The organism is Enterococcus sp. RTP21361st1_A6_RTP21361_211029, from assembly GCF_040910045.1.
GTDB lineage: Bacteria > Bacillota > Bacilli > Lactobacillales > Enterococcaceae > Enterococcus_D > Enterococcus_D gallinarum.
Window position 1 is genome coordinate 1 of record NZ_JBDGBK010000030.1, and the last position, 23,311, is coordinate 23,311.

The 23,311-nt window shown below is 40.0% G+C and carries 23 protein-coding genes; 19 read left to right on the forward strand and 4 right to left on the reverse strand.

Annotation, left to right across the window (positions count from 1 at the left end):
- The first annotated feature begins 236 nt into the window (after nt 1-236).
- From hprK to AB5Z52_RS07400, 6 genes are all read left to right on the forward strand, one after another.
- A complete protein-coding gene (gene hprK / locus AB5Z52_RS07375) occupies nt 237-1,172 on the forward strand; it encodes an HPr(Ser) kinase/phosphatase (protein ID WP_003126230.1) in 936 nt (311 codons plus the stop codon).
- 15 nt (nt 1,173-1,187) lie between these two features.
- A complete protein-coding gene (gene lgt, locus AB5Z52_RS07380; RefSeq protein WP_003126231.1) occupies nt 1,188-2,018 on the forward strand; it encodes a prolipoprotein diacylglyceryl transferase in 831 nt (276 codons plus the stop codon).
- Between the two features lie 74 nt (nt 2,019-2,092).
- Nucleotides 2,093-3,115, forward strand: a complete 1,023-nt coding sequence (locus AB5Z52_RS07385; RefSeq protein ID WP_003126232.1) for an NAD(P)H-dependent glycerol-3-phosphate dehydrogenase — start codon at nt 2,093-2,095, stop codon at nt 3,113-3,115.
- A gap of 18 nt (nt 3,116-3,133) precedes the next feature.
- Nucleotides 3,134-4,054: a UTP--glucose-1-phosphate uridylyltransferase GalU gene (galU, locus tag AB5Z52_RS07390; protein WP_003126234.1), complete on the forward strand. Its 921-nt coding sequence runs from the start codon at nt 3,134-3,136 to the stop codon at nt 4,052-4,054.
- A 173-nt stretch (nt 4,055-4,227) separates the two neighbouring features.
- Nucleotides 4,228-4,653, forward strand: a complete 426-nt coding sequence (locus AB5Z52_RS07395; RefSeq protein WP_003126235.1) for a DUF948 domain-containing protein — start codon at nt 4,228-4,230, stop codon at nt 4,651-4,653.
- 14 nt (nt 4,654-4,667) lie between these two features.
- Complete coding sequence (locus AB5Z52_RS07400; protein WP_003126236.1) at nt 4,668-5,348, forward strand: YtxH domain-containing protein; 681 nt, start codon at nt 4,668-4,670, stop codon at nt 5,346-5,348.
- Between the two features lie 166 nt (nt 5,349-5,514).
- Here the strand turns inward: AB5Z52_RS07400 and AB5Z52_RS07405 are convergent, their stop codons facing one another.
- Nucleotides 5,515-6,381, reverse strand: a complete 867-nt coding sequence (locus tag AB5Z52_RS07405) for an NAD-dependent epimerase/dehydratase family protein (RefSeq protein WP_003126237.1) — start codon at nt 6,379-6,381, stop codon at nt 5,515-5,517.
- Nucleotides 6,382-6,396: 15 nt separating this feature from the next.
- The gene (locus tag AB5Z52_RS07410; protein ID WP_003126238.1) at nt 6,397-7,497 is read right to left on the reverse strand and encodes an aminopeptidase P family protein; all 1,101 of its coding nucleotides are present in this window, start codon (nt 7,495-7,497) and stop codon (nt 6,397-6,399) included.
- Between the two features lie 195 nt (nt 7,498-7,692).
- Between AB5Z52_RS07410 and ccpA the strand changes: the two genes are divergently transcribed.
- A complete protein-coding gene (gene ccpA, locus AB5Z52_RS07415) occupies nt 7,693-8,691 on the forward strand; it encodes a catabolite control protein A (RefSeq protein WP_368266864.1) in 999 nt (332 codons plus the stop codon).
- A gap of 134 nt (nt 8,692-8,825) precedes the next feature.
- Here the strand turns inward: ccpA and AB5Z52_RS07420 are convergent, their stop codons facing one another.
- Entirely contained in the window at nt 8,826-11,285 is a 2,460-nt protein-coding gene (locus tag AB5Z52_RS07420; RefSeq protein WP_005471175.1) for a transglycosylase domain-containing protein, read from the reverse strand.
- A gap of 193 nt (nt 11,286-11,478) precedes the next feature.
- On the opposite strand from AB5Z52_RS07420, the gene tyrS reads away from it, so the two are divergent.
- The 4 genes from tyrS to AB5Z52_RS07440 all read left to right on the forward strand — a co-directional run bounded on the left by tyrS (nt 11,479) and on the right by AB5Z52_RS07440 (nt 15,211).
- Nucleotides 11,479-12,741: a tyrosine--tRNA ligase gene (tyrS, locus tag AB5Z52_RS07425; RefSeq protein ID WP_003126242.1), complete on the forward strand. Its 1,263-nt coding sequence runs from the start codon at nt 11,479-11,481 to the stop codon at nt 12,739-12,741.
- A gap of 89 nt (nt 12,742-12,830) precedes the next feature.
- Complete coding sequence (locus AB5Z52_RS07430) at nt 12,831-13,742, forward strand: AEC family transporter (RefSeq protein ID WP_003126243.1); 912 nt, start codon at nt 12,831-12,833, stop codon at nt 13,740-13,742.
- A 101-nt stretch (nt 13,743-13,843) separates the two neighbouring features.
- On the forward strand, nt 13,844-14,734 hold the full coding sequence (locus tag AB5Z52_RS07435; RefSeq protein WP_003126244.1) for a deoxyribonuclease IV: 891 nt from the start codon (nt 13,844-13,846) through the stop codon (nt 14,732-14,734).
- A gap of 90 nt (nt 14,735-14,824) precedes the next feature.
- Nucleotides 14,825-15,211, forward strand: a complete 387-nt coding sequence (locus AB5Z52_RS07440) for a cytidine deaminase (RefSeq protein ID WP_029486697.1) — start codon at nt 14,825-14,827, stop codon at nt 15,209-15,211.
- 93 nt (nt 15,212-15,304) lie between these two features.
- On the opposite strand, the gene AB5Z52_RS07445 is transcribed toward AB5Z52_RS07440, so the two are convergent.
- The gene (locus AB5Z52_RS07445; protein ID WP_005471177.1) at nt 15,305-15,922 is read right to left on the reverse strand and encodes an FMN-dependent NADH-azoreductase; all 618 of its coding nucleotides are present in this window, start codon (nt 15,920-15,922) and stop codon (nt 15,305-15,307) included.
- 158 nt (nt 15,923-16,080) lie between these two features.
- On the opposite strand from AB5Z52_RS07445, the gene AB5Z52_RS07450 reads away from it, so the two are divergent.
- From AB5Z52_RS07450 to AB5Z52_RS07485, 8 genes are all read left to right on the forward strand, one after another.
- Nucleotides 16,081-16,776, forward strand: coding sequence for a response regulator transcription factor (locus AB5Z52_RS07450; protein ID WP_368243215.1), 696 nt, complete (start codon nt 16,081-16,083; stop codon nt 16,774-16,776).
- Entirely contained in the window at nt 16,773-17,720 is a 948-nt protein-coding gene (locus AB5Z52_RS07455) for a HAMP domain-containing sensor histidine kinase (RefSeq protein WP_003126249.1), read from the forward strand. Before AB5Z52_RS07450 ends, AB5Z52_RS07455 begins: the two co-directional genes overlap by 4 nt.
- A gap of 90 nt (nt 17,721-17,810) precedes the next feature.
- Nucleotides 17,811-18,584 carry an ABC transporter ATP-binding protein gene (locus tag AB5Z52_RS07460; protein ID WP_003126250.1) on the forward strand — a complete coding sequence of 258 codons (774 nt, stop codon included), beginning with the start codon at nt 17,811-17,813 and terminating at the stop codon, nt 18,582-18,584.
- The gene (locus AB5Z52_RS07465) at nt 18,556-20,640 is read left to right on the forward strand and encodes an FtsX-like permease family protein (protein WP_003126251.1); all 2,085 of its coding nucleotides are present in this window, start codon (nt 18,556-18,558) and stop codon (nt 20,638-20,640) included. Before AB5Z52_RS07460 ends, AB5Z52_RS07465 begins: the two co-directional genes overlap by 29 nt.
- A gap of 187 nt (nt 20,641-20,827) precedes the next feature.
- Nucleotides 20,828-21,523 carry an Ig-like domain-containing protein gene (locus tag AB5Z52_RS07470; RefSeq protein WP_041119674.1) on the forward strand — a complete coding sequence of 232 codons (696 nt, stop codon included), beginning with the start codon at nt 20,828-20,830 and terminating at the stop codon, nt 21,521-21,523.
- 135 nt (nt 21,524-21,658) lie between these two features.
- Complete coding sequence (locus AB5Z52_RS07475; RefSeq protein WP_143352204.1) at nt 21,659-21,907, forward strand: hypothetical protein; 249 nt, start codon at nt 21,659-21,661, stop codon at nt 21,905-21,907.
- A 128-nt stretch (nt 21,908-22,035) separates the two neighbouring features.
- Nucleotides 22,036-22,107 (forward strand): hypothetical protein, encoded by a 72-nt coding sequence (locus tag AB5Z52_RS07480; RefSeq protein WP_229073500.1) that lies wholly within the window; start codon nt 22,036-22,038, stop codon nt 22,105-22,107.
- Between the two features lie 309 nt (nt 22,108-22,416).
- Nucleotides 22,417-22,950 carry a hypothetical protein gene (locus tag AB5Z52_RS07485; RefSeq protein ID WP_003126254.1) on the forward strand — a complete coding sequence of 178 codons (534 nt, stop codon included), beginning with the start codon at nt 22,417-22,419 and terminating at the stop codon, nt 22,948-22,950.
- Nucleotides 22,951-23,311: the final 361 nt, after the last annotated feature.

Sequence of the window (23,311 nt, forward strand, 5' to 3'; positions counted from 1 at the left end):
GTGTAACGCTTCCAAATAATTGTGTTTGTAAGAATCAAAATCTGGTCGTACGTAAGTATAGTCTGAAAATTTCAATTAAATCCCTCCTCTTTAAAAATAATAGCATAAAATAAAAAGAAATAGGTAGTTCCAATAACACGTGTAGTAAGTTTTAAGATAGAATGATAAAATAGAGAGGAACAGTTTGCGAAAAAGAAGCAGCTGAAGAATCAATGGAGATGAAGAGAGGGACTATTATGACAGAAACCGTCAAGGTCAATGAGTTGGCTGAGGCTTTGAACTTAGAGATCGTCCAAGGGGATGAAACAAGTTTGGAACGGACAATCATCACCGGGGATATTTCGCGACCGGGGTTGGAATTGACCGGCTATTTCAATTATTATTCCCATGATCGATTACAACTATTTGGAAGTAAAGAAATTACTTTTGCTGAACGAATGATGCCGGAAGAGCGGTTGATGGTCTTGCGTAAAATGTGTTCAGAAGATACACCTGGATTCATTGTTTCCAGAGGATTGGCTATCCCAGAGGAAATGATCCAAGCTTGTGCAGAGCACAATATCGCAATTTTGCGTTCGCCTATTTCAACTTCACGATTGCTAGGTGAACTTTCGAGCTATTTAGATGGACGATTAGCAGCTCGAACAAGCGTACATGGAGTTTTGGTAGATGTTTATGGATTAGGTGTCTTGATTCAAGGAGATAGTGGCATCGGGAAAAGCGAGACGGCATTAGAGTTGATCAAGCGTGGACACCGGCTGATTGCTGATGATCGAGTAGATGTTTATAAGCAAGATGAACTGACACTGGTGGGAGAACCGCCCAAAATCCTCCAACATCTAATTGAAATTCGCGGAATCGGAATTATCGACGTCATGAACTTATTTGGTGCCAGTGCAGTCAGAGGCTATATGCAAGTGCAGTTGGCAGTTTACCTTGAAGCGTGGGCTAAAGATAAAAAATATGATCGCTTAGGTACGGATGATACAACTGTTCAGATTGGTGAAGTAGATATCCCGCAAATCAAGATTCCAGTAAAAACCGGACGAAATGTCGCCATCATTATTGAAGTTGCAGCCATGAATTTCCGGGCAAAAACAATGGGTTATGATGCGACACAAACGTTTGAGAATCGATTGACACAGTTGATCGAAGAAAATTCTGGAAATTAGAGAGGAACAGTTTATATGTTAGCTTTAGTAAATCGTGTTGCTTTTGAGTTGTTCGGTCTGCCGATCTATTGGTATGCGATCATTATTGTCTCCGGTGTCATCATTGCGATGTGGTTGAGTACGAGAGAAGCAGTCCGTGTGGGATTGAAGGCCGATGATGTAACGGACTTTATGTTGATTGGCTTGCCAGTTTCAATTATCGGGGGCAGACTGTATTACGTCCTATTTGATTTAGAACCTTATTTGAAAGATCCAATTCAAATTTTCAATACTCGTTCTGGGGGATTGGCAATCTATGGGGCTTTGATCGCTGGAGGAATATGGCTGTATTTCTTTTGCCGACGCAATTTTATTTCACCAGTGACCTTTTTGGATATTGCAGCACCTAGCGTGTTGTTGGCACAAGGAATTGGACGTTGGGGGAATTTCATGAATCATGAAGCTCACGGCGCAGAAGTCAGCCGTTCCTTTCTAGAAAGTCTCCATCTACCTAATTTTATTATTGATAATATGAATATCGATGGAGCTTATCGACAACCAACATTCTTATACGAATCTGTCTGGAATGTTTTAGGTTTTATTGTTTTGATCTTACTCCGTAAGAAAAAGGGACTTTTAAAAGAAGGCGAAGTCTTCCTAGGGTATCTGATCTGGTACGGTTTTGGACGCTTCTTCATTGAAGGAATGAGAACGGATAGTTTGTACTTGTTTGGACCGATCCGAGTATCGCAAGTCTTATCAGCTGTGTTATTCTTTGGTGCAATCATCGTCTTGATCTGGCGCCGTAAAAAAACAAAAGTAAAAGATTACAACCGTTCCTATGGAGAAAATGAATATGTAATCTAGCAGTTATTTTTCGGCAACTATGGTAAAATGATTGAGTGAAGTTTTATTGTAAATGAACAGAGGAGGTTTCCATCGTGAAACAAAAAATAGCCGTATTAGGCCCTGGCTCTTGGGGGACTGCGCTTGCGCAAGTGTTATCCGAGAATGGTCATGAAGTGAAAATTTGGGGCAACAATCCAGCTCAAATCGATGAAATCAATACGTACCATACGAATCGTCATTATCTGCCGGATTTGAAGCTACCAGAAAATATTTTAGGTGTTAAGGCTCTTGAAGAAGCGATCATTGATGCAGATGCCATTCTTTTCGTTGTACCGACGAAAGCAATTCGGGCGGTCGCTAAAGAGTTTGCCGAAAAGGCAACCAATCGTCCCGTGATCATCCATGCATCGAAAGGATTAGAGCAAGGAAGTCACAAGAGAATATCTGAAATTTTGGCAGAAGAGATTCCTACAGAGAAACGACAAGATATTGTTGTGCTATCCGGGCCTTCTCATGCAGAAGAGGTGGCTGTCCATGATATTACTACCATTACTGCAGCGAGTGAAAATGAAGAATCAGCAAAATATGTGCAGGAATTGTTCATGAATGACTATTTCCGTATTTATACGAACAATGATGTAATCGGGGTTGAGACTGGTGCAGCATTAAAAAATATCATCGCAATCGGTGCGGGAGCAATTGCTGGTTTAGGCTTTGGAGACGACGCAAAAGCGGCGATCATGACCCGCGGGTTAGCTGAAATCAGCCGACTAGGAGTAGCTATGGGAGCCAATCCATTGACCTTTATCGGTTTGAGTGGTGTTGGTGATTTGATTGTGACTTGTACGAGTGTTCATTCACGAAATTGGCGTGCGGGAAACTTACTTGGTAAAGGACACAGTTTGGATGAAGTATTAGAAAACATGGGAATGATCGTTGAAGGTGTATCGACGACAAAAGCAGCGCGAGAACTGGCAGCAGCTTTAGGTGTTGAAATGCCGATCACCGAAACCATTTATTCTGTTCTTTATGAAGGAAAAGCAATCGAACAAGCAGCCAAAGAAATCATGCTGAGAGATGGCAAAGAAGAGAACGAGTTTACGCTTGAAAAGTAACGATAAGGAGAGAGACAAATGAATGTAAAAAAAGCAGTTATTCCAGCAGCAGGATTAGGAACCCGTTTTTTACCGGCAACAAAAGCAATGGCTAAGGAAATGTTGCCGATCGTTGATAAACCAACGATCCAATTTATTGTTGAAGAAGCTTTACAATCAGGGATCGAAGATATTTTGATCGTTACCGGAAAAGCAAAACGCCCAATTGAAGACCATTTCGATGCAAACTTAGAACTAGAAATGAATCTGCAAGAAAAAGGCAAAACTGAATTATTGAAATTGGTCGAAGAAACCACAGATGTTAATCTTCACTTCATTCGTCAATCACATCCTAAAGGGTTAGGGCATGCTGTCCTACAAGCAAGAGCCTTTGTAGGAAATGAGCCCTTCGTGGTAATGCTTGGCGACGACTTGATGGAAGATGAAGTCCCATTAACGAAGCAATTGATCGATGATTACGAAACAACGCATGCTTCAACGATTGCTGTGATGGATGTTCCGCATGAAGACACATCAAAATATGGGATTATTGATCCTGGCATGCAAGTTGATAAAGGATTATACAACGTGAAGAACTTTGTGGAGAAACCTGCTCCAGACAAAGCGCCTAGTGATTTGGCAATTATTGGCCGCTATTTGTTGACCCCAGAAATTTTTGATATCTTAGCTAATCAAAAACCAGGTGCCGGCAATGAGATTCAGTTGACTGATGCTATTGATACGTTGAATAAAACACAACGCGTATTTGCTCGCCAATTTACTGGTAAACGGTATGATGTTGGTGATAAATTTGGTTTCTTGAAGACAAGCATTGAATATGGCTTGAAACACCCAGAAGTCAAAGACAGTCTAAAAGAATACTTGATTGAATTGAGTAAAGAATTAACACCAACTGAAAAAACAGCAACCCAGCCAAAACCAACAAAAGAGAACAAGTAAGAAGAACGCTTGCCGAACAACTGACGATCAATCAAAGTTGTTCGGCATTTTTTTGGTTTTGTATGAAAGCGGATAGATTTTAGTAAAAAAAACAAAATTCGCTAGTCTTTTATTTGTAGAACGCCGTTTGAAATGCTATTCTTAATATAAGTAAAAGGGGAAGGAGACATTTTATGACAGGAGGAGAGATTGCAGCATTGATCGCTGCGATTGCATTCGTCGTACTTGTCGTTTTTGTTGTACGATTATTGATGCAAGTAAGCAAAACGATGACCAAAGTGGATAAAACAGTGGAAGAAGCCAATACCACGATTCGAGTCATCACCCAAGACGTAGATATCCTTTCAAAAGAAGTGGAGGGATTGTTGGTTAAGACCAATGAATTGCTGCAGGATGTAAATGGCAAAGTTGCGACCATTGATCCGCTCTTTACTGCAGTAGCAGATTTAAGTACCAGCGTCTCTGAATTGAATAGTTCAGGAAAGAACTTGGTCTCGCGAGTTGGCAGTTTAGGTCGAACAACGGCTAAAGCAACTGTTGCTGGTAAAGTAGGTCAAACAGCAATGAAATTTTTCAAAGACCGTAACAAACAACAATAAGAGGAGGAATTTCAATGAGTAAAAAAGGTGGATTTCTATTAGGTGCAGTAATTGGTGGGACAGCAGCAGCGGTAGCAGCCCTGTTATTAGCACCCGAGTCAGGTAAAAACTTGCGAAACAAACTAGCCAAACAAGCCGATGATTTATTGGATAAAGCTTCTGATTATGGTGATATGGCTAAAGATAAAAGTACCGATTTAGTGGAGATCGCTAAAGATAAAGCAGCTAAACTTGGCGAACAAGCTTCAGGTTTTACTGATTCATTGACTGCAAAAGTAGATGACTTAAAAGATAATGCAGCTAGTTCTTCTAGCGATACAGTTGAAGAATTAAAAAAACAGGCAGGAGATTTATCTGAGCGCTTCAAAAAATCTGCTGACGAAGTCAAAAATTCTGCTAGTGATCTTCATGAAGACGTCCAAGAAACAGCAGAAGACATTTTTATTGATGCAAAATCTTCCGCTGCAGACATGAAGGAAACGGTAAAAGAAGGGGCAGAAGAGGCCAAACCAATCGTAGATGATGCTGCAAAAGAAACAAAATCAGCAGCAAACGAATTGAAACATGAAGCAAATAAAAAAGCGGCTGATGTAAAAGCAACAACAAAATCAGAAGCCAAAGATGCGAAAGAAGATTTTGAAGAAGTCAAAGAAGAATTAAAAGATAAAATGGAAAAAAATAATCCAGAAGCATAATCTTTCTCTTTTGAAAGTTAAAGGAGCTGCTTTTAATCGGTAGCAAAAAAACATCCAAACGAAGATAAAATGCCGAGCCGTGACAACACGGTTCCTGCGATCAAACAGATCACAGACGCATTTATTTCTAGTTTGGATGTGTTTTTTTTAGCGAAGGCGCACATAGTTAAGCGTTTTTGATCTCTTGATCACATAGTGAGTAGATCCAATCAGATAGTTGGGAGAATTGAAAGCCATTTGCTTCAGCTAGTGCTACATTTATCGAATATTCAGGCGTGCCATTGTATTTTCCGGCTTCTCCGGTAGGTGATAAAAGTGGGTCAATGCCAGTTTCTTTTGAGACATAAGCTAAAATTTCTGCCAGTGAGAGGGTACCTTTAGCAGCAGCGTTGACGGGGCCTGTAAAGGAACTGGTTCCTAAAAATGCTAAAAATTTTCCTGCTTCTTTAGAATCGATAAAACTCATTTGATGGGAAAGATTGTCAATAAACATGGCTTTTTTTTGACAAACGGATTGAATATAGAAAGACAACCGTTTGGTATAGTCATCAATTCCCACCACATAAGGAAAGCGGACAAATGCCGAATTTTGTGAGTATTTTTGGCTTAAAATCTCCTCGACACTGCGTTTTCCTTCTGCATAGTTCACTTGTTCTGAGGTCACAAGACGATAAGCATGTGCTGTTGGATCAAAATCTTTTTCGACCAGATTGTCATGGAAAGTTGGATAAACAGACATAGAGCTTGTGACAATATAGCGTTCGGTAGTGACATGACGCATCAAAATATCAATATCATTGGAGGTATAGGCGATATTATCGTAAATCACATCATAAGTTTCTTTTGTCAAAACAGATCGGATACTGTCTTCATCTTCTCTGTCAAAAATCAATCGAGTTACCTTTGGACCAAATGAGTCTGGTGTTTTTCCACGAGTAGCAATCGTTACGTTCGCACCCTGTGTAAGCAGTTCATTGACGAGATGTTTGCCAAAAAAGCGTGTCCCACCTAAAACCAATACATTTTGCGTCATAATCCATCTCCTTTTTTAATTCAATACTAGTAGCTCTTTTGCAGTTTTTGTAAACGGCACACAACCAGTTTCAGTAACATAGATACAATCTTCGATACGAACACCGACTTGTTCAGGAATGTAAATCCCAGGTTCGATGGAGAAACACATGCCTTCTTCAATCACCAAATCATTCCCGGTAATCAATGATGGAAATTCATGAACCGTTGTGCCGATCCCGTGACCCAATCGATGATTGAAGTATTCACCGTATCCATGACTTTCGATGACACCACGAGCAATTTCGTCCAGTTGACCCGCAGTAATGCCTGGTCTAACAGCTGCTTGGGCAGTCAGTTCCGCTTCAAGGACGATATCATAGATATTTCGTTGCAATTCAGTCGGCTCGTGATAGGCAATGGTACGCGTTGCGTCGCTGCAATAGCCATTCCAGATCACACCTAGGTCGAAGAGAACTAGTTCATTTGGTTTGATTTGTTGTTTACCTGGAACCCCATGAGGGCTTGCAGCATTGGCACCTGCTAAGACCGTCGTATCAAAGGACATGTGGGAAACGCCGCGTTTTTTGAGTTGATATTCAATCTCTGCAACGATCTCCATTTCAGAAATACCTTCTTTGACAGCAGAAAAACCAATCTCAAAAGCGACGTCTGCCCAATTACCTGCTTCAAGCAATGTGTCGATTTCCGCTGCTGTTTTGGTTAATTGCATTTTCTGGATCACAGGAGTGATATCAAGTGAAAAATCAGTTCCTGGAAGGAAACCATTCAATGCTTCGAAACGTTCAACAGTCAAATCATTCTTTTCTAGTGCTAATCGTTTGAGGTGATAACGAGATTCTAGCTCTGAACAGATTTTTTTCCAAGGATCTTCACTATCTAAATAACCAATCACATCGTAGGGCCAGCCACTATTTTTAGCTTCTTCAACTTCTAAAGCTGGTGTAAATAGGAAAGGGTCTTTATCAGGTGAAAGAAAGAGTGCTAATACGCGTTCATGAGGTTCACTCTTGAAACCTGAAAAATAGGCAATCGTTGAAGGATTTGAGATATAAGCGACCTCAGCTTGATTGCTGGCTAACCACGTTGTCATTTCTTGTATTTTTTCTTTATTCATGAAAAAACCTTCTTTCAAGTATTCTTTCTCCATTTTAGCACGCTTTACTGGAGAATGCTTGTCCGTAAATATGTAAAATTGACTAAGTTTTCATGAAAGCGGAATTAAAACGGTTGCATATTCGCAAAAAGTTTGCTATTCTATCAAAGAAATGTAAATAAGATTTTCTGAAAACAGAATAAAGGGAGATATATCATGGAAAAACAAACAATTACGATTTATGATGTTGCTCGTGAGGCAAATGTTTCGATGGCGACGGTTTCTCGTGTCGTGAACGGCAATCCAAATGTTAAGCCAGCGACACGTAAGAAGGTTCTGGAAGTCATTGACCGCTTAGATTATCGTCCAACTGCTGTTGCACGAGGATTGGCTAGCAAAAAAACAACTACAGTCGGTGTAATCATTCCCGATGTCAGCAATATGTTCTTTTCTTCATTGGCTCGTGGGATCGATGACGTAGCAACGATGTACAAATACAACATTATCTTGGCGAATTCCGATGGCGATAGTATGAAGGAAGTAAACGTACTGAACAATCTTTTGGCAAAACAAGTAGACGGTGTGATTTTCATGGGTCATCGGATCACTGATGAAATCCGTGGCGAATTTTCGCGTTCAAAAACACCAGTGGTACTTGCTGGCTCAATCGATCCCGATGAACAAGTGGGGAGCGTGAACATTGATTATACAGCAGCTACGAAAGATGCAGTAAGTTTACTAGCCAAAAACAATCAAAAGATCGCTTTTGTCAGCGGTGCATTGATTGATCCAATCAACGGTCAAAACCGGTTGAAAGGGTATAAAGAAGCGTTAAAAGAAAACAACTTAGACTATTCAGAAGGCTTGATTTTTGAAGCGCCTTATAGCTTTAAAGAAGGCTTGGCATTAGTTGAACGAATCATGAACAGTGGAGCGACAGCGGCATATGTAACAGACGATGAACTTGCTATCGGTGTTCTAGACGGTTTGATTGACCGAGGTGTCAAAGTACCTGAAGAATTTGAAATCATTACAGCCAACAATTCTTTATTGGCAGAAGCTGCCCGTCCACGTTTATCTAGCGTGACACAGCCTTTATATGACATGGGTGCTGTAGCGATGCGTTTACTAACGAAAATGATGAACAAAGAAGAAGTAGAACAAAAAACAATTGTTTTACCATATGGTATCTCTGAAAAGAGTTCAACGAAATAAGTGAGAAAAAAGAAGAAACCGTTCTTAGGAGCGGTTTTTTTATTTACATATAGATATAAAAAAGAACAGGAGCAACGATGTGCTTCCCGTTCTTCAGGTAAAACAGATTTTGGCAAATGACTGTGATGACGTAATCAGTCATCCTCTTTCTGCTCGTTTTTCTTTTCTTCCGTTTTTTCTGCTTCTTTTTGATTATTGTTATTGTTCGTGGCGTTTTCTTCTTTATTGGTACTTCTAGAGCCATTGTTCGTGGCTGTATTGGTAGAAGTAGATGTTGTTGTTCGGCTAGGGGCGATTTTCTTCCAATAATCTGCATAATTGGCATTCGATCCGCCAATCCCAAATTCAAAGGATGCTTCTTTGGGACCGCCTTTTGTCCAATACGAAGTAACTGTGTCGCTTGGATTGGTTCTTCTTGTGTTATCTACTGTGACCGTGCCGCCTGGAAGTGTTCCTGTAGCCTTAGACACTTTGATCTTTTTGACATCATCGGATAACTCGAATTTTTTATCCACTCCAAAGACCTTCTGGTCGGATTGATAAATGCGATTGATCAAATAAGCCATGTATTGAGCGGTACGTGTTCCGGCACTACTATCGGTGGCTTTGTTGTCATCACGACCAGACCAGCTACTGATGGTAATGGAAGGAGTTGAGACCACGAGCCAAGAATCGGACCAATTGTTTGTCGAACCTGTTTTACCGACCCAATCGGCATTTCCAAGGTTCCAATCCAGACCACTAACAACGGATTTAAAGTTAGACGTCTTTTGTTCGTCAATTACACTGCGCATCATGTCATTCATGATTGATGCTGTTGCTTCAGAGAAGACTTGAACTGGTTTTTGTTCATGCTGATACAAGACTTCGCCTTCATTGTTCTTGATCGATTCGATCACATAACCTTCCTGGTAAACGCCTTTGTTTGCTAACGTTTGGAATCCATTGGTCTGAGTTAAAACAGTTACGTTGGTGACTCCTAAAGGAGCAGACTCATAAGCCCAACTATTGTCTTCAGGATAGTTCATCTTGCTCAAATAATTCTTATAAGAGAAGAATGGGTCACCTTCTTGCTCCCAAATGTCTTGAAAAATGTTTGTCGCAGCGATATTACTAGAGACTTCTAATGATTCTCGAATCGACATAAAGGTATTGGTTCCCTTATTTGTCGCGTTAACGATTGGTTCATCCGCATTTTCACCAGTGCGCCATTTAGCTGCGTAATCAGAGACCATTGATTCAGAACCCATCAAGCCTTCATCGATGGCAGGACCGTAAACGAGCATTGGCTTAATACTTGATCCAGCTTGTCTTTGGGCATCGAACGCATGATTGAATTGATTTTGCTGATAATCGCGACCACCAATGAACCCAAGCACACGGCCTGTTGCATTATCCATCATGACATTCCCAACTTCAATGGGCGCATCGCCCCAGTTATCCAGCATATAGCCATATTTGGACACAGCGTCTTGCATGGCATTATAGATGTTTTTATCAATGGTAGAGGTAACTGTGTAACCACCATTGACTAATTTTTGTTGTGCTAATTCTAAATATTTCTGATAGGTTTCTTCTTTACTGTATTCTTCTGCGCTAACTTTATCTTCGTCCGCCAATTGTTTAGCGATGATATCTTTGGCTTCATTGAGAACCGTATAATAGAGGAAACTCTGATCGGTCTGCTCAATGGCTTCTTGTTTTTTGAAGTCTTGTTTCAAATCATAAGCCATTGCTTCGTCGTATTCTTTTTTTGAGATGTCATGATTACGATACATACTAAAGAGGACGAAGTCTTTTCGATCTAAACCGGCACTGAGATTTTCTTTGATTTCACCAGTATTCGTGTACGGACTATAGACGATCGGGCTTTGTGGCAATCCAGCAATAAAAGCAGCTTGGGGAAGTGTAAGATCGGCAGCATTGACGCCAAATATTCCTTGGGCCGCTTCTTGCACGCCGGCAATATTTTGCCCTTTATTATTTCTACCAAATGGTGAAATATTTAAGTACATTGTGACTATCTCATCTTTAGAGAAAAACTTTTCGACTTCCATCGCCAAGAGAATCTCATTGGCTTTGCGTTTAAAAGTAGTTTCGCTTGAGAGAATTTGCTGTTTGACTAATTGCTGAGTTAATGTCGATCCACCGCCACCACCAAAGCCAGTTGCTTCAGAGAGGAGGGCACGGACGACCGCTTTAGGAACGACGCCATTATGCTGATTGAAATATTCGTCTTCTGTTGCAATGATCGCTTTTTTGAGATAATCAGAAATTTTATCTGAAGAAACCGATGTACGCATCAGATCTGATCGAATCGTGGCGATTTTACTACCATCCGCATAAGCTAGCTGTGAAGTCTCTGTGATGTCGGTTAATTCTTGCTGCAGTTCTTCTTTTGACGGGGCAGCGGTATCTTCTACTAAAAATGCAAAATAGCCAACACCGATACCTAGTGCGAGTGAACCGCCCAGAATCAAAAAGGAAATTGCGACTAAAAAGAGCGAATGGAGCACGCGCAAGCTGATATTGAAATAAAACCAGCTCTTTTTCGTACTTGGAGATTTTGGTTGTTTTTTCTTATTTTGGGGCAAAAATGGTCACCTCAATGATATTAGAATAGATTCCGTTGTATTATAGCAAAAATCAACGCACTTGGATAGTTTTGCTCGTTATCACAATCAAATTATAACAAATACGGGATTGATCCAAAATGGGATTAAGGCTTTTCTTTAGGCGGATTTTCAGTTAATATGAACAGTGAGTAATGATTTAGGAGGAAAAAAAATGAGTTCAGACTTTTTTGAAGAATTAAAAAGTCGTGGTCTGGTTCATCAGACTACTGACGAAAGTGCATTGATCAAACAATTAAACGAAGAGTCTGTGAAACTATATATTGGGTTTGATCCAACCGCTGATAGTTTGCACATTGGCCATCTTTTACCGATCTTGATGCTGCGCCGTTTCCAACAACGAGGACATGTTCCTATTGCATTAGTAGGCGGAGGAACAGGGATGATTGGGGATCCATCTTTCAAGGACCAAGAACGGCAATTAAATACATTAGATACCGTCAAGGAATGGTCTCAAAGTATCAAAAATCAATTGTCTCGTTTTATTGACTTTGAGGATCAAACGAATCCAGCAATTTTAGCCAATAATTATGACTGGTTAGGCGAATTAAAATTGATCGATTTCCTACGTGATGTAGGGAAGAACTTTACCATCAACTACATGATGAGCAAAGAAAGCGTAAAACGCCGCATTGAAACGGGAATTTCTTATACCGAATTTGCTTACCAATTGCTGCAAGCCTATGACTTCCTAAATCTTTATGATGAACATGGCTGTCTATTGCAACTTGGAGGCAGTGACCAGTGGGGAAATATCACGTCAGGAATTGAACTGCTACGTCGCGAACGAGAAGTCCAAGGGTTTGGTTTGACGATGCCTTTGATTACTAAGGCAGATGGTACCAAGTTTGGTAAAACTGAGGGGAATGCAGTTTGGCTAGATGCCGACAAAACAACACCTTACGAATTTTATCAGTTTTGGATCAATACGGATGACCGTGACGCTGTGAAATTCTTGAAATACTTCACTTTCTTATCACTTGAAGAAATTGCAGCAATTGAAAAAGAATTCTTAGCTGCACCAGAAACACGAGTTGCCCAAAAAGCGTTGGCCAAAGAAGTGACCACATTAGTTCATGGTGCAAAAGCATATGAGCAAGCTGTTCATATTTCTGAAAGCTTGTTCAATGGGGATATCAAAGGACTGTCTGCTGACGAAATTGCACAAGGATTCAAAGGGGTCCCAACCTATCAAGTCTCGAATGATGATGAGTTAAACATTGTAGAATTGTTGACTACTTCGAAAATCGAAGCATCGAAACGACAAGCCCGGGAAGATATCCAAAACGGGGCAATCTATGTGAATGGCGAACGCCAACAAGAATTAAATTACGTGATCAACGAAGAAGACCGTATCGGCGGCAAATATGTTGTTATTCGCCGTGGGAAGAAAAAATATTTCTTGTTGACATTTTAGCTAGTTGCTAGAGAGTGAAATGAGTAAAAAGCGAACCGCTGAGTGGGTTCGCTTTTTTTCAAATCAATAGAGGAGGAAACAGATCGTTTATGGGACAATTATTTTTGAATGCCGCTGGTCTCTTTGCAATGATCTTTTTGGGGTATTTTCTTAAACAGCTAAAGGTCCTATCAAAAGCGGATGGATCTATTCTGTCTCGGATGATCCTCAATGTCACTCTGCCAGCAGCAATCATTCTTAATCTTGCCGATATGCAGATCCAAATGGACGCACTGGCATTAATTTTAATTGCGGTAATCATCACGTTCGTGCAGATTATGACTGCCTTTTTCCTAACCAAAAAAGAGAATGATGTGTTACGTCAGTTTTCGATGTATTGTGGCTCCGGGTTCAATATCGGAAATTTCGCGATTCCTTTTGCACAAAGTTTTTATCCATTAGGAATCCCCTTGATTTCATTGTTTGATATGGGTAACAGTATTATGTTGGCAGGAGGCACCACCATTTTGATTGAGTATCTAATCGGGAAACGGACAGTTTTTGAGCCAGGAAAAATCATTCTTAATTTATTACGATCGCCAACCTTTACTTGCTATTTATTCATGTTGCTGATCCGCAGCTTTGGGCTCTCATTACCGCAAGGGGTGATCCAGCTAGTCCAACCTATCGGTAATGCCAATACCTTTCTATCGATGTTCATGATTGGTTTGTTTTTAGATTTTCGTTTACCGAAACATGCTGCTGCAACGGTAGGAAAGATTTTGAGTTTGCGTTATGGAATCGGTTTGCTATTATTTCTCTGCTTTTTCTTTTTACCTCTTCCCGCTTTTTTGAAGCCCGTGTTGTGTTTACTGGTATTTGCTCCAATTCCTTTATTCGGTGTGATCAATTCTGTATTGGCAGGTATGGAGGAAGAGGCAGTCGGCTTTGTGTCTTCTATCAGTTTCTTGATTAGTTTGCCTCTCATGACACTCGTACTGATTTTATTTGGATTGGCTTAATATAGTGGATAAAGTCAAAGAAAACGGCAAGCAAAAAACTAGCGTGAATGAATGTTTTTTCGCATAATAGACAAGACTTATTTTTAGGAGGAAGACAATCAATGTTAATTGGATCACATGTTTCCATGAGTGGGAAAAAAATGTTGCTGGGAGCGGCAGAGGAAGCAGCAAGCTACCAAGCAACTACCTTTATGATTTATACGGGGGCTCCACAAAATACCCGTCGTAAGAAAATTGAAGAGATGAATATTGCTGCTGGACAAGATTTCATGACGAAAGCAGGCATTTCGAATATTGTTGTCCACGCACCTTATATCATTAATTTGGGAAATACCATCAAACCAGAAAATTTTGGCTTTGCGGTGTCGTTTTTACAAGCGGAGATTCAACGAGCACAGGCATTGGGCGCAACGCAAATCACATTGCATCCAGGAGCTCACGTTGGTGCAGGGCCAGAAGCAGGTATCAAGCAAATCATCAAAGGATTGAACGAAGTCTTGGAAAAAGGGCAAACGGCTCAGATTGCTTTAGAAACGATGGCTGGTAAAGGAACGGAAATCGGACGCAGTTTTGAAGAAATTGCTGCAATTATTGATGGTGTTACGCTGAATGAGAAGCTTTCGGTGACGTTTGATACTTGCCACACCAATGATGCTGGATATAACGTCAAAGAAGATTTTGATGGTGTCTTAAATGAGTTTGATAAGGTCATTGGACTGGAACGTTTAAAAGTAATCCATGTCAATGATTCCAAAAATCCCCAAGGCAGCCATAAAGATCGGCATGCGAATATTGGTTTTGGAACGATTGGTTTTGAAGCATTGAATAAAATCGTCCATCATGAACAATTGAAGCAACTCCCAAAAATTTTAGAAACTCCTTATGTTGGAGAAGACAAAAAGAATAAAAAAGCTCCTTATGGTTTTGAAATCGCCATGCTGCAGCAACAAACGTTTGATCCAGACTTGTTGACTAAGATCATGGAGCAATGAACCACATTATCCTATGGCGTAAAAAAAGTCTAACCTAGTCTGGAACTGTTTCGATTATTGAAGAAAGAATGGGTTTAGCAGGAGGAATAGATGGAGTTTGATGAATTGATTACTTTCGCCCAAGCGAAGATTGCACCAAGAAAACTGTCTCCCTGGGCAGAATCAGGCGGTGTTGCAGCAGCCATCCTTACCAGAGAAGGGAACGTTTTTACTGGAGTGTGCATTGACACTAGTTGTTCTATGGGTTTTTGTGCAGAACATGCAGCTGCAGCAGCTATGATCACTGCGGGAGAACATCACATTGCAAAAGTTGTGGCTGTGGACTGGCAGGGGCATCCGATCTCACCTTGTGGTCGTTGCCGCGAGTTTCTCAGTCAGCTGTCTGAAGACAATCTTTCTGCGCAAGTCTTGACGAAGGCGGGCAGTCTGCCGCTTGCTCAGCTTTTACCACTTGATTGGAAAGACGGTCTTGTTTAACAGTAATAAAAAAATCTCAGGAATAAAGCTGTCCCATAACTGCTAGTTCGCATTGTTGGTTCGCTTATCATTCCTGAGATTTTTAATTTTTTATTAGAATTTTTTTGCTGCTTCTGCCACTTTTTCTAGGCCGGCTGCAATGATTTCTTCAGTTTTTGAAGGGTCTGCATTGTGACCTTCAATGATTACTTCATCGCTGATCGTCATGCCAAACATACCACCAAATACTTTTTCCATAAATGTAACAGCACTTTCCATGCCGCTCATTTCACCTGAGTAAACACCGCCACGGGCATTTAACAAGACAACTTCTTTGTCTTTCAATAATTGGTTCATAGATCCATCTTCATTGTAGGAGAAAGTGAAACCGGCTTGGAAAATATAATCGATAAATGTGTGCAATGCCGCAGGAATCGTCAAGTTCCACATAGGAAATGCAAAGACAATCGTATCTGCTGCTGCAAATTTATTCATGACGTCTTGACGGACGGTCATCAATTCTTGTTCTTCTTGGTTTAAATCTTGTTCTTGTGCTAATTTTCCGAATGCTTCGAACAATGTTTGTCCGATATAAGGCATTGGTTGTGCGTAAACATCAAAAGTAACTACATCTACTGCTGTTCGATCTAGATTTTCTACAAAAGTATCGAACATTTTTGCAGATACTCCGTCAGGACGGTTATTTGCTTTTACAACTAAAACATTTTTCATCAATTTTCCACCTTTTAGATATATTTAACATGTCACGAGAAATAGTTTACTATAAAATCATTTTGCTTACAATAAATAAGTGGACAATCTTTTTCTGATTTTTTTAAGGAAGTGATCCGTTGCTTTTGGTAAACTAGAAGTACTTTAGGAGGTGCACTGTGAAAATATTTCTAATTGAAGATGAAAAGTCATTAGTCAAAATGATTGAAAGTCAGCTGTCTCGCTATGCCTTCGAGACTTTTATTCCGCAGGATTTCGAAAAGATCTTGGAAGAATTTCATAGAATAGAGCCAGATTTGGTTTTGTTAGATGTTAATTTACCTTTTTTTGATGGTTTTTATTGGTGTCAAAAAATCCGCGAGCAATCCTTGGTACCCATTTTGTTTATTTCGGCTCGTGACGGTAATATGGATCAAGTGATGGCACTTGAGTATGGAGCAGATGATTTTCTGATCAAACCGTTTTCTTATGAATTACTCTTAGCAAAAATAAAAAGTCATATTCGGCGAGTATATGGAGACTATGCACAGAGCAATCGTGCTCGCCAACTAAAAGCTGGGGAATTGATTTATTATCCTGAGGCTTTAAAGATGAATTATCTAGAAAAGGAAGAAATGTTAACTGTTCGTGAAGGAGAATTGCTTACTTTACTAATGATGGCTTATCCAGAAATGGTCTCCAGAGAACAGATCTTGAATAAATTATGGGACGATGAACGTTTTGTAGATGATAACACATTGTCAGTAAATGTTGGTCGTCTGCGAAAAAAAATGGTAAGTCTCGGTCTTGATGAACCAATCCAAACGATTCGTGGAAAGGGTTATGCTCTTTTTATTGCCGGGAGACCAGAATGAAAGAATATTTGAAAGTTCAATTACCAGCAATTGCTTTATTTGGGATGTCGATTGCTTTGATCCTTTTGCTCGTTTGGTTAGATGGGTATCGCAATGGTTTTGTGATCGGCTATGGCTTACTATTAGTGGGCTTGTTAGCGATAGGAGTTTTCACGATTGATTATCTCGCCAATCGCAGTTTCTACCACTATCTAAAAACAGGATTATCTGGAAGAAGCGCTGGTTACTTAGCTAGAAGAGTCAAAAAGCTTTTAGATGACGACCATCATCACGTACAAGAGCAACTAGCAGCGATTGATGCCCATCATCAAACCCATATCAAATTTATGAATATCTGGGTCCATCAAATGAAAACACCAGTCTCAGTCCTAGAACTGATGGCAGAGAGTAGTCAAATTGACCCTTACGATCTTTTAGCAGAGACGGATCGTTTGAAAAGCGGATTAGCCACAGCCTTGAATTTTGTTCGTCTGGAAGATTTTGAAGAAGACTTTTTGATTGAATCAACCTCCTTATTAGCATTGATCAAGCAAAGCATCGGTGAACAGAAGCGCAATTTCATCCGGCATGAAATTTATCCGAAAATTAAGGATGAGACTGATTTTTGGATAACAACAGACAAAAAATGGTTGCAGATTCTACTTTTTCAATTGATCAGTAATGCCATCAAATACTCGAATCCGAAAGCAACAGTCACTTTTGCATTAGATGATGCGAACAGAAGTCTGACGATTACAGATACAGGTTGTGGCATTTCAGCGGCAGATTTGCCACGGGTGTTCCGACCTTTTTATACCGGTGACAATGGACGGCAGCGGGGAGAAGCTACCGGTATGGGACTCTATTTAGTCTCTCTCATTAGTCAAAAACTCTCGATTACGGTTACGATTGCTTCTGAAGTCGGTCAAGGGACTGTCCTGCAATTAAAATTTCCCGAGAGCTAACGAAACTTACAAAATTGTAAGTTATCTTTCAAACAATCGATAAGTTTGTTTCAGAAAACCTGTTACACTGACAGCAAAGGAGTGAGTGCTATGGCTTTACTAGAGTTGAAAAATATCACTAAAACGTATACTGGTGAAGTATCTGTGGAAGTGTTGAAACAAATTGATCTCAAAGTGCCTGCCGGAGAATTTATTAGCATTATGGGTCCTTCTGGCAGTGGTAAAACCACCATGCTGAATTTAGTTGCGACTCTGGATCAACCAACATCCGGCTCGGTCATCATCAATGGCGCCCAACCGCTGACATTGCCAAAACAACAGCTTGCTGAGTTTAGACGCCGACAGTTAGGTTTCGTGTTTCAAAATTATAACTTATTGTCTCCGCTAAATGTGGCAGAGAATGTTATGCTGCCCTTAACATTGGATCGAGTACCGGTTGATGAGATGAAACGGCGCTGTGAAGCGCTTTTGACAGAGTTAGGAATCAATGACAAAAGAAAAAAACGGATCTATCAGTTGTCCGGTGGAGAACAGCAGCGTGTTGCGATTGCTCGAGCGCTGATACATCAGCCAGAACTGTTGCTTGCGGATGAGCCGACAGGTAATCTAGATTCTAAAGCAGCCCGTGATGTCATGGAAATTTTGAGCCGAATGAACAAACAGCGACAAGTGACAACGATGATGGTTACCCATGATCCCTATTCCGCAAGTTTCTCTGATCGTGTTGTTTTCATCAAAGACGGCAAACTTTACAATGAGGCCTATCGCGGAAGTGATCAGCAACAATTTTACCAAAAAATTCTTGATGTTCTTGCACATCTAGGAGGTCGCCGTCATGAATTTCAGACAGTTGATCATTCGTAATTTAAGAGGTAACTTCCGCACCTATGCTGCTTATTTCGTAAGCAGTACATTTGCTGCCATGGTTTTTTATATATTTAGTCTGCTTTTGTTCCATCCGCAACTAAAAGAAAACTTGTCAGCGAGCGATACCATTTCCAGTCTAGCTAAGATGGGATTAGCGGTTGCTTTAGTAGTAATTGCATTTTTATCTTTGATGTTTCTTTGGTACACCTTTGTTGTTTTCTTAAAACGTCGCAAACGTGATCTCGCGATCTATCTCATTTTAGGGATTGAAGAGAAGGATTTGCGAAGAATTCTATTTATTGAAAATGCGTTATTAGGATCGCTGGCCACCTTTCTAGGGGTTGGCTTAGGAATTTTGGGAACAAAGCTATTATTGCTTGTTGCTCAGAATGTAATGCATCTCAATCGCGGATTGTCTTTTATGGTTCCATTGACTAGTTTGGGATTAACAATCGGCGTGTATCTTTTGATGTTCCTGCTGATCTCATTTTTTAGTACGCGTGCTTTACAAGGGGAAAAGATCATATCATTGATCAAAGAAAACGAGAAGCCCAGGCCGGAGCCTGTGAGTCGTCGGATCTATGCATTCCTTGGGGTGCTTTTGCTCTTTGTCGGCTACGGATGTGTGTTTTATTTTTCTTTCAAAGCTGACGGTTTTTTGATTCTTTTATTAGGCGTTTTGTTGACGGTAGCAGGCACGATCTTGTCCTTCTATCAGTTTAGTGTTTACTTATTGAAACAACTTAAAAGAAGTCCTTCTTTTTTACAAGGAACACGCTTGTTAACGATTAGTGAATGGATTTTTCGTATGCGGGACAATGCGGCAATGTACAGTCTGATCGCCATTAGTACATCAGTGGCTTTTGTAGGAATAGCAGTAATGATGGCGATTGGCAACACTTCGTTTTCTTCGATTCAAGGAATTAGTGTAGCGTATGTTTTTTCGGAATACGAAAAAGATGAAATAGGTAAAACGAAGGCGTTTGAAGTGAAAGAAAAATTGGAAGCGCAAGGCTATCATCCGGTTATGGAACAAGTGGATCTCATTGAGACCTACACAAATCTTGAAAATCCAGCGATTGCTACTGATCCATATTACATGAACAATGCATTTTCATTGATGAGAGAAAGTGATTATCGCAAATTGATGAGCCAAATCGGAGAAAAAGCTGAACCTGTTATGGATGATCAAGTGCTTGAACTTAGCAGCAATTATTCAAGACGTAAAGAACTGTTGTCGGTTGACCAAAGCCAACGACAACATGTGTATCCGCTGGAAATTGGCGGAGATAGCGATTTTCAGCAAGATATGACGATCGTTCATAGTCCCTCAATGCTTTCGTTGAACTATTTTGGCCTTGGTGTTGTAACTGATCAAACTTTTGAGAAGTGGCAAAAAGAAATTGGTGATTCTGAAGATTCGGGAGGATTTGTTTGGTTAGATTACCCCGAGTGGGCAGACGATCCTACGTTAATTGATGGTATCAATCAGCAAATCGATCAAGAAAATAAAGAAACAGATGAAAAAGTATCCGCTATCTACGATGAATTAGGAGCAGACAAAGTCAACGAGATGTCCGATGAAGAGTGGTCAAAAGCACTTGAAGGCATTCCGTCTCATATTGGTTATCAATCAAAATACAAAGTTTTCCAGGAAACACGTCAAGGCAATGGTCTCATTTTAATGATCACTGTTTTACTGGGCTCCGTTTTCTTTATTTTCTCTGCATCAATCATCTATTTCCGCCTGTTTGCGGATCTTGACAAGGACGGCGCTTACCATCGCTCTTTGCATGTGCTTGGTGTTTCACCAAAAGAACGGCATAAAATTCTGCGTCATCAGCTACAAGTTATGTATTTTTTGCCAACTATCGTGGCAATGATTCATTTTGCTGTTGCGATGACCGCACTGCGTTTATTAGTTGAATTGCCCGTTTGGCAGTTCTATGGTGAAATCGTAGGTATTTACTTATTGTTCCAAGTTATTTTTTATATTTGTTGTCAACTACGTTATAATCAACAAATTGATCGCTATGCAGATCCAACAGAATAATCAGTCAGTCTTTTTACAAAACCTATCGCTTTGTTTGAGTGATAGGTTTTTTTCTGTGAAAAGCAGATGATTAATTTGAAAGTGAAGCCCTGCCTTGTGATATAACTCGCACAGTTCGTATGACTTGCTTCTGAATTTTCCGTAAATTATACTGGCGGTGACCTATTAACTATCAGGGAGGGATCACATGCTTTCAAAGATTGCAAAAGTACTTGTTGCTCTGTTGCTAACTATCCCCATTTTTACCGGTATGGAAATCGTATACGGAGAGACGGATGTGGGGGCAAACTTAATCACTGATGTATCCGTTGTCAATAGTCAGAATCAAGAAGTGACGACTTTAGATGAAGACGAATCTTTCAAAATTGATCTCAAATGGAGTCTCGAAGGATTAGGTGACTTAAAGGCCGGGGACAAAGCGACGATTATCCTCCCAGTAGAGATTGAAGGTGTCAATAATAGCTATGAACTGTATGATGAGAACGGTCATTTAGTAGTAAATCTCACCCAAGTTGGGAATCAGCTTACTTTTGTATTTACTGAGTTTGTTGAGCAGAACAACAATGTGCATGGAGATTTTTACTTTTGGACAAAATTTAGTGAAGACATTACCGTCGATCAGATCAATCAACTCGATTTTGAAACAGTTAATGGAATTAAGACAATTCCTTTATTTATTCGAGGGGTTGAGGATACTGGAACAGGTGCATTACTTACGAAACAAGGGCTTTATCTAGGCACACAAGAACCCAAACGAACGATTGATTGGCGTATTTATATCAATTCTTATGATACGAATAAGGTTTCAATTAAAAATGGGAGATTCATTGATACTCTTGGACCCCATCAAGCATTGATCAGCACCACGGCACGAGTGGTGTAAGGTCCAAGCGTAACTAATCCCACTTATGTTGACCAAGTCCCAATTACGCTTAATTCAGACGGCACTTTTGAAATTCCTTTGCGGGATACGAGTGAGAGAATCTATATCACCTATAAAACAGAAACTGATGGGTCTTTGGAGCAATATACAAACAAGGGAACCATTCAAGCATTGATCAATGATTCAGCAGCAGTCCACACAACTACTGGCTACACGCCGAAATATGGAGGCGGGGGCAGTGGTACCGGAGAAACGAGCACTTCAAGCGAAAGCACGACCGAAAGCAGTGAAAGTACAACAAGTAGCACAAGTAGTGAAAGTACGACCGCAAGCAGTGAGAGTACAATGAGTAGCACAAGTAACGAAAGTACGACCAATAGTTAAGTAGCGAGAGTGCGACTTCCAACAGTAATGGTAATAGCGTGGACAACTCTTCATTATCCGCTCCTAAAGTAAGTCAGAGTGGGGCACCGCCAAAGAATGGAGGGAATCCTCAATTACCGCAAACCGGAATGACCAATGATAAATGGATGATTCTCGGGGGCATGCTTTTGATTTCTTACGTTATCTATAAACGAAAATAAAAAGAAAAAATGAATTGGAGATTGGATGAACGTGTGAATGTATCGTTTCAAATCTAATATCCTTACAGATTTAAAAGGCTGAACATAAGAAGAGACAAAATATTGATCTAGTTAGTGGTAGTTTGCTGCTGGATTTTTCGAAGAATTCGCTGCGACTTTTTGTCTTTCTTGTGTCAGTCTTTTTTGGTTGTTTTCTGAAAAATGCCAATTTCCACCTGATTCTGTCTTTTTTTTGGCGCGTGGTTAACTAAAAAAACTACTATAATCTCATTATCAAGTTAACCTGAAATAGATTTAGGAAGTGAGCAAATGAATAAAATCCCCTTGTTGATTGCCTTTTTTATTATTTTACTTATTGTTTTCTTTAAAATAGATAGTTTGGCAAATGAACGAGCTCCCGGTAAACTATCTTTGACTTTACGAACGAACCGTATCATTTATGATGAGCAGTCAAAGTGGATCACGATACCTATTCGTCCGAATAAAACACGATCAGCCAAATCGGTTCGAGCAGTGTTAACTTATGGTTGGGATGGTAAGGGTACTGAGAAAAAGGTCATTGGTGAAACGACTTTAACGAATGTAGAATGGGTTTCCGGTATTGAGAATTTTTTAAGAATTCGTGGAGATTTACCAATGTCTGAGATCAAGTGTAAAAACAAAGTGGATTTAGTGATTGTTTACGATGGTGACGTTACAACTATAGAGAATTTAAAGCCAAGTAAATGGAGTATTGTTGATCTACCGTCTTCTTCTGAGAGTTCCAGCATTGACACTAGTATACTTAAGGAGACGAGCAATCCCAATAGTCTTTCCTCATACGATAATAATGATGAAAATTAATTGTGGCAGGACAAACACTCAGAACAGAAAAAGACATTTAAGAAGTTCATTTAATATTGTAAATAAAAAAGCGGTCGCTGCTGATAATGAAGTAAATAAAGAATAGTCAGATTGGCATGTAAACTCTCCTGAGAGATTGTCGCAAAAAGGCAGAACAAGCAAAATGATTGGAAATTTCTTCCCCAGAAATGAACAGTTACAATTTATTCGGCTCAACAAATCGCAAGATTTGTTGAGCTGATATTTTTTAATAAAAGACTTTGACGGGTAGTTTGACAATCGTTCCTTTGAAGTGGTATGATCGCAAAACATTCACTAACTTACAATATTGTAAGATCTTTTTAGTTGTCCAGATGAAATC

Coding starts and splice junctions, on each gene's coding strand:
- AB5Z52_RS07395 (WP_003126235.1), top strand. CDS start 4,228: ATGACAGGAGGAGAGATTGCAGCATTGATCGCTGCGATTGCATTCGTC.
- AB5Z52_RS07430 (WP_003126243.1), top strand. CDS start 12,831: ATGGGACAATTATTTTTGAATGCCGCTGGTCTCTTTGCAATGATCTTT.
- AB5Z52_RS07470 (WP_041119674.1), top strand. CDS start 20,828: ATGCTTTCAAAGATTGCAAAAGTACTTGTTGCTCTGTTGCTAACTATC.
- AB5Z52_RS07485 (WP_003126254.1), top strand. CDS start 22,417: ATGAATAAAATCCCCTTGTTGATTGCCTTTTTTATTATTTTACTTATT.
- AB5Z52_RS07440 (WP_029486697.1), top strand. CDS start 14,825: ATGGAGTTTGATGAATTGATTACTTTCGCCCAAGCGAAGATTGCACCA.
- AB5Z52_RS07400 (WP_003126236.1), top strand. CDS start 4,668: ATGAGTAAAAAAGGTGGATTTCTATTAGGTGCAGTAATTGGTGGGACA.
- ccpA (WP_368266864.1), top strand. CDS start 7,693: ATGGAAAAACAAACAATTACGATTTATGATGTTGCTCGTGAGGCAAAT.
- AB5Z52_RS07410 (WP_003126238.1), bottom strand. CDS start 7,497: ATGAATAAAGAAAAAATACAAGAAATGACAACGTGGTTAGCCAGCAAT.
- tyrS (WP_003126242.1), top strand. CDS start 11,479: ATGAGTTCAGACTTTTTTGAAGAATTAAAAAGTCGTGGTCTGGTTCAT.
- hprK (WP_003126230.1), top strand. CDS start 237: ATGACAGAAACCGTCAAGGTCAATGAGTTGGCTGAGGCTTTGAACTTA.
- AB5Z52_RS07465 (WP_003126251.1), top strand. CDS start 18,556: ATGAATTTCAGACAGTTGATCATTCGTAATTTAAGAGGTAACTTCCGC.
- lgt (WP_003126231.1), top strand. CDS start 1,188: ATGTTAGCTTTAGTAAATCGTGTTGCTTTTGAGTTGTTCGGTCTGCCG.
- AB5Z52_RS07460 (WP_003126250.1), top strand. CDS start 17,811: ATGGCTTTACTAGAGTTGAAAAATATCACTAAAACGTATACTGGTGAA.
- AB5Z52_RS07435 (WP_003126244.1), top strand. CDS start 13,844: ATGTTAATTGGATCACATGTTTCCATGAGTGGGAAAAAAATGTTGCTG.
- AB5Z52_RS07445 (WP_005471177.1), bottom strand. CDS start 15,922: ATGAAAAATGTTTTAGTTGTAAAAGCAAATAACCGTCCTGACGGAGTA.
- galU (WP_003126234.1), top strand. CDS start 3,134: ATGAATGTAAAAAAAGCAGTTATTCCAGCAGCAGGATTAGGAACCCGT.
- AB5Z52_RS07455 (WP_003126249.1), top strand. CDS start 16,773: ATGAAAGAATATTTGAAAGTTCAATTACCAGCAATTGCTTTATTTGGG.
- AB5Z52_RS07405 (WP_003126237.1), bottom strand. CDS start 6,381: ATGACGCAAAATGTATTGGTTTTAGGTGGGACACGCTTTTTTGGCAAA.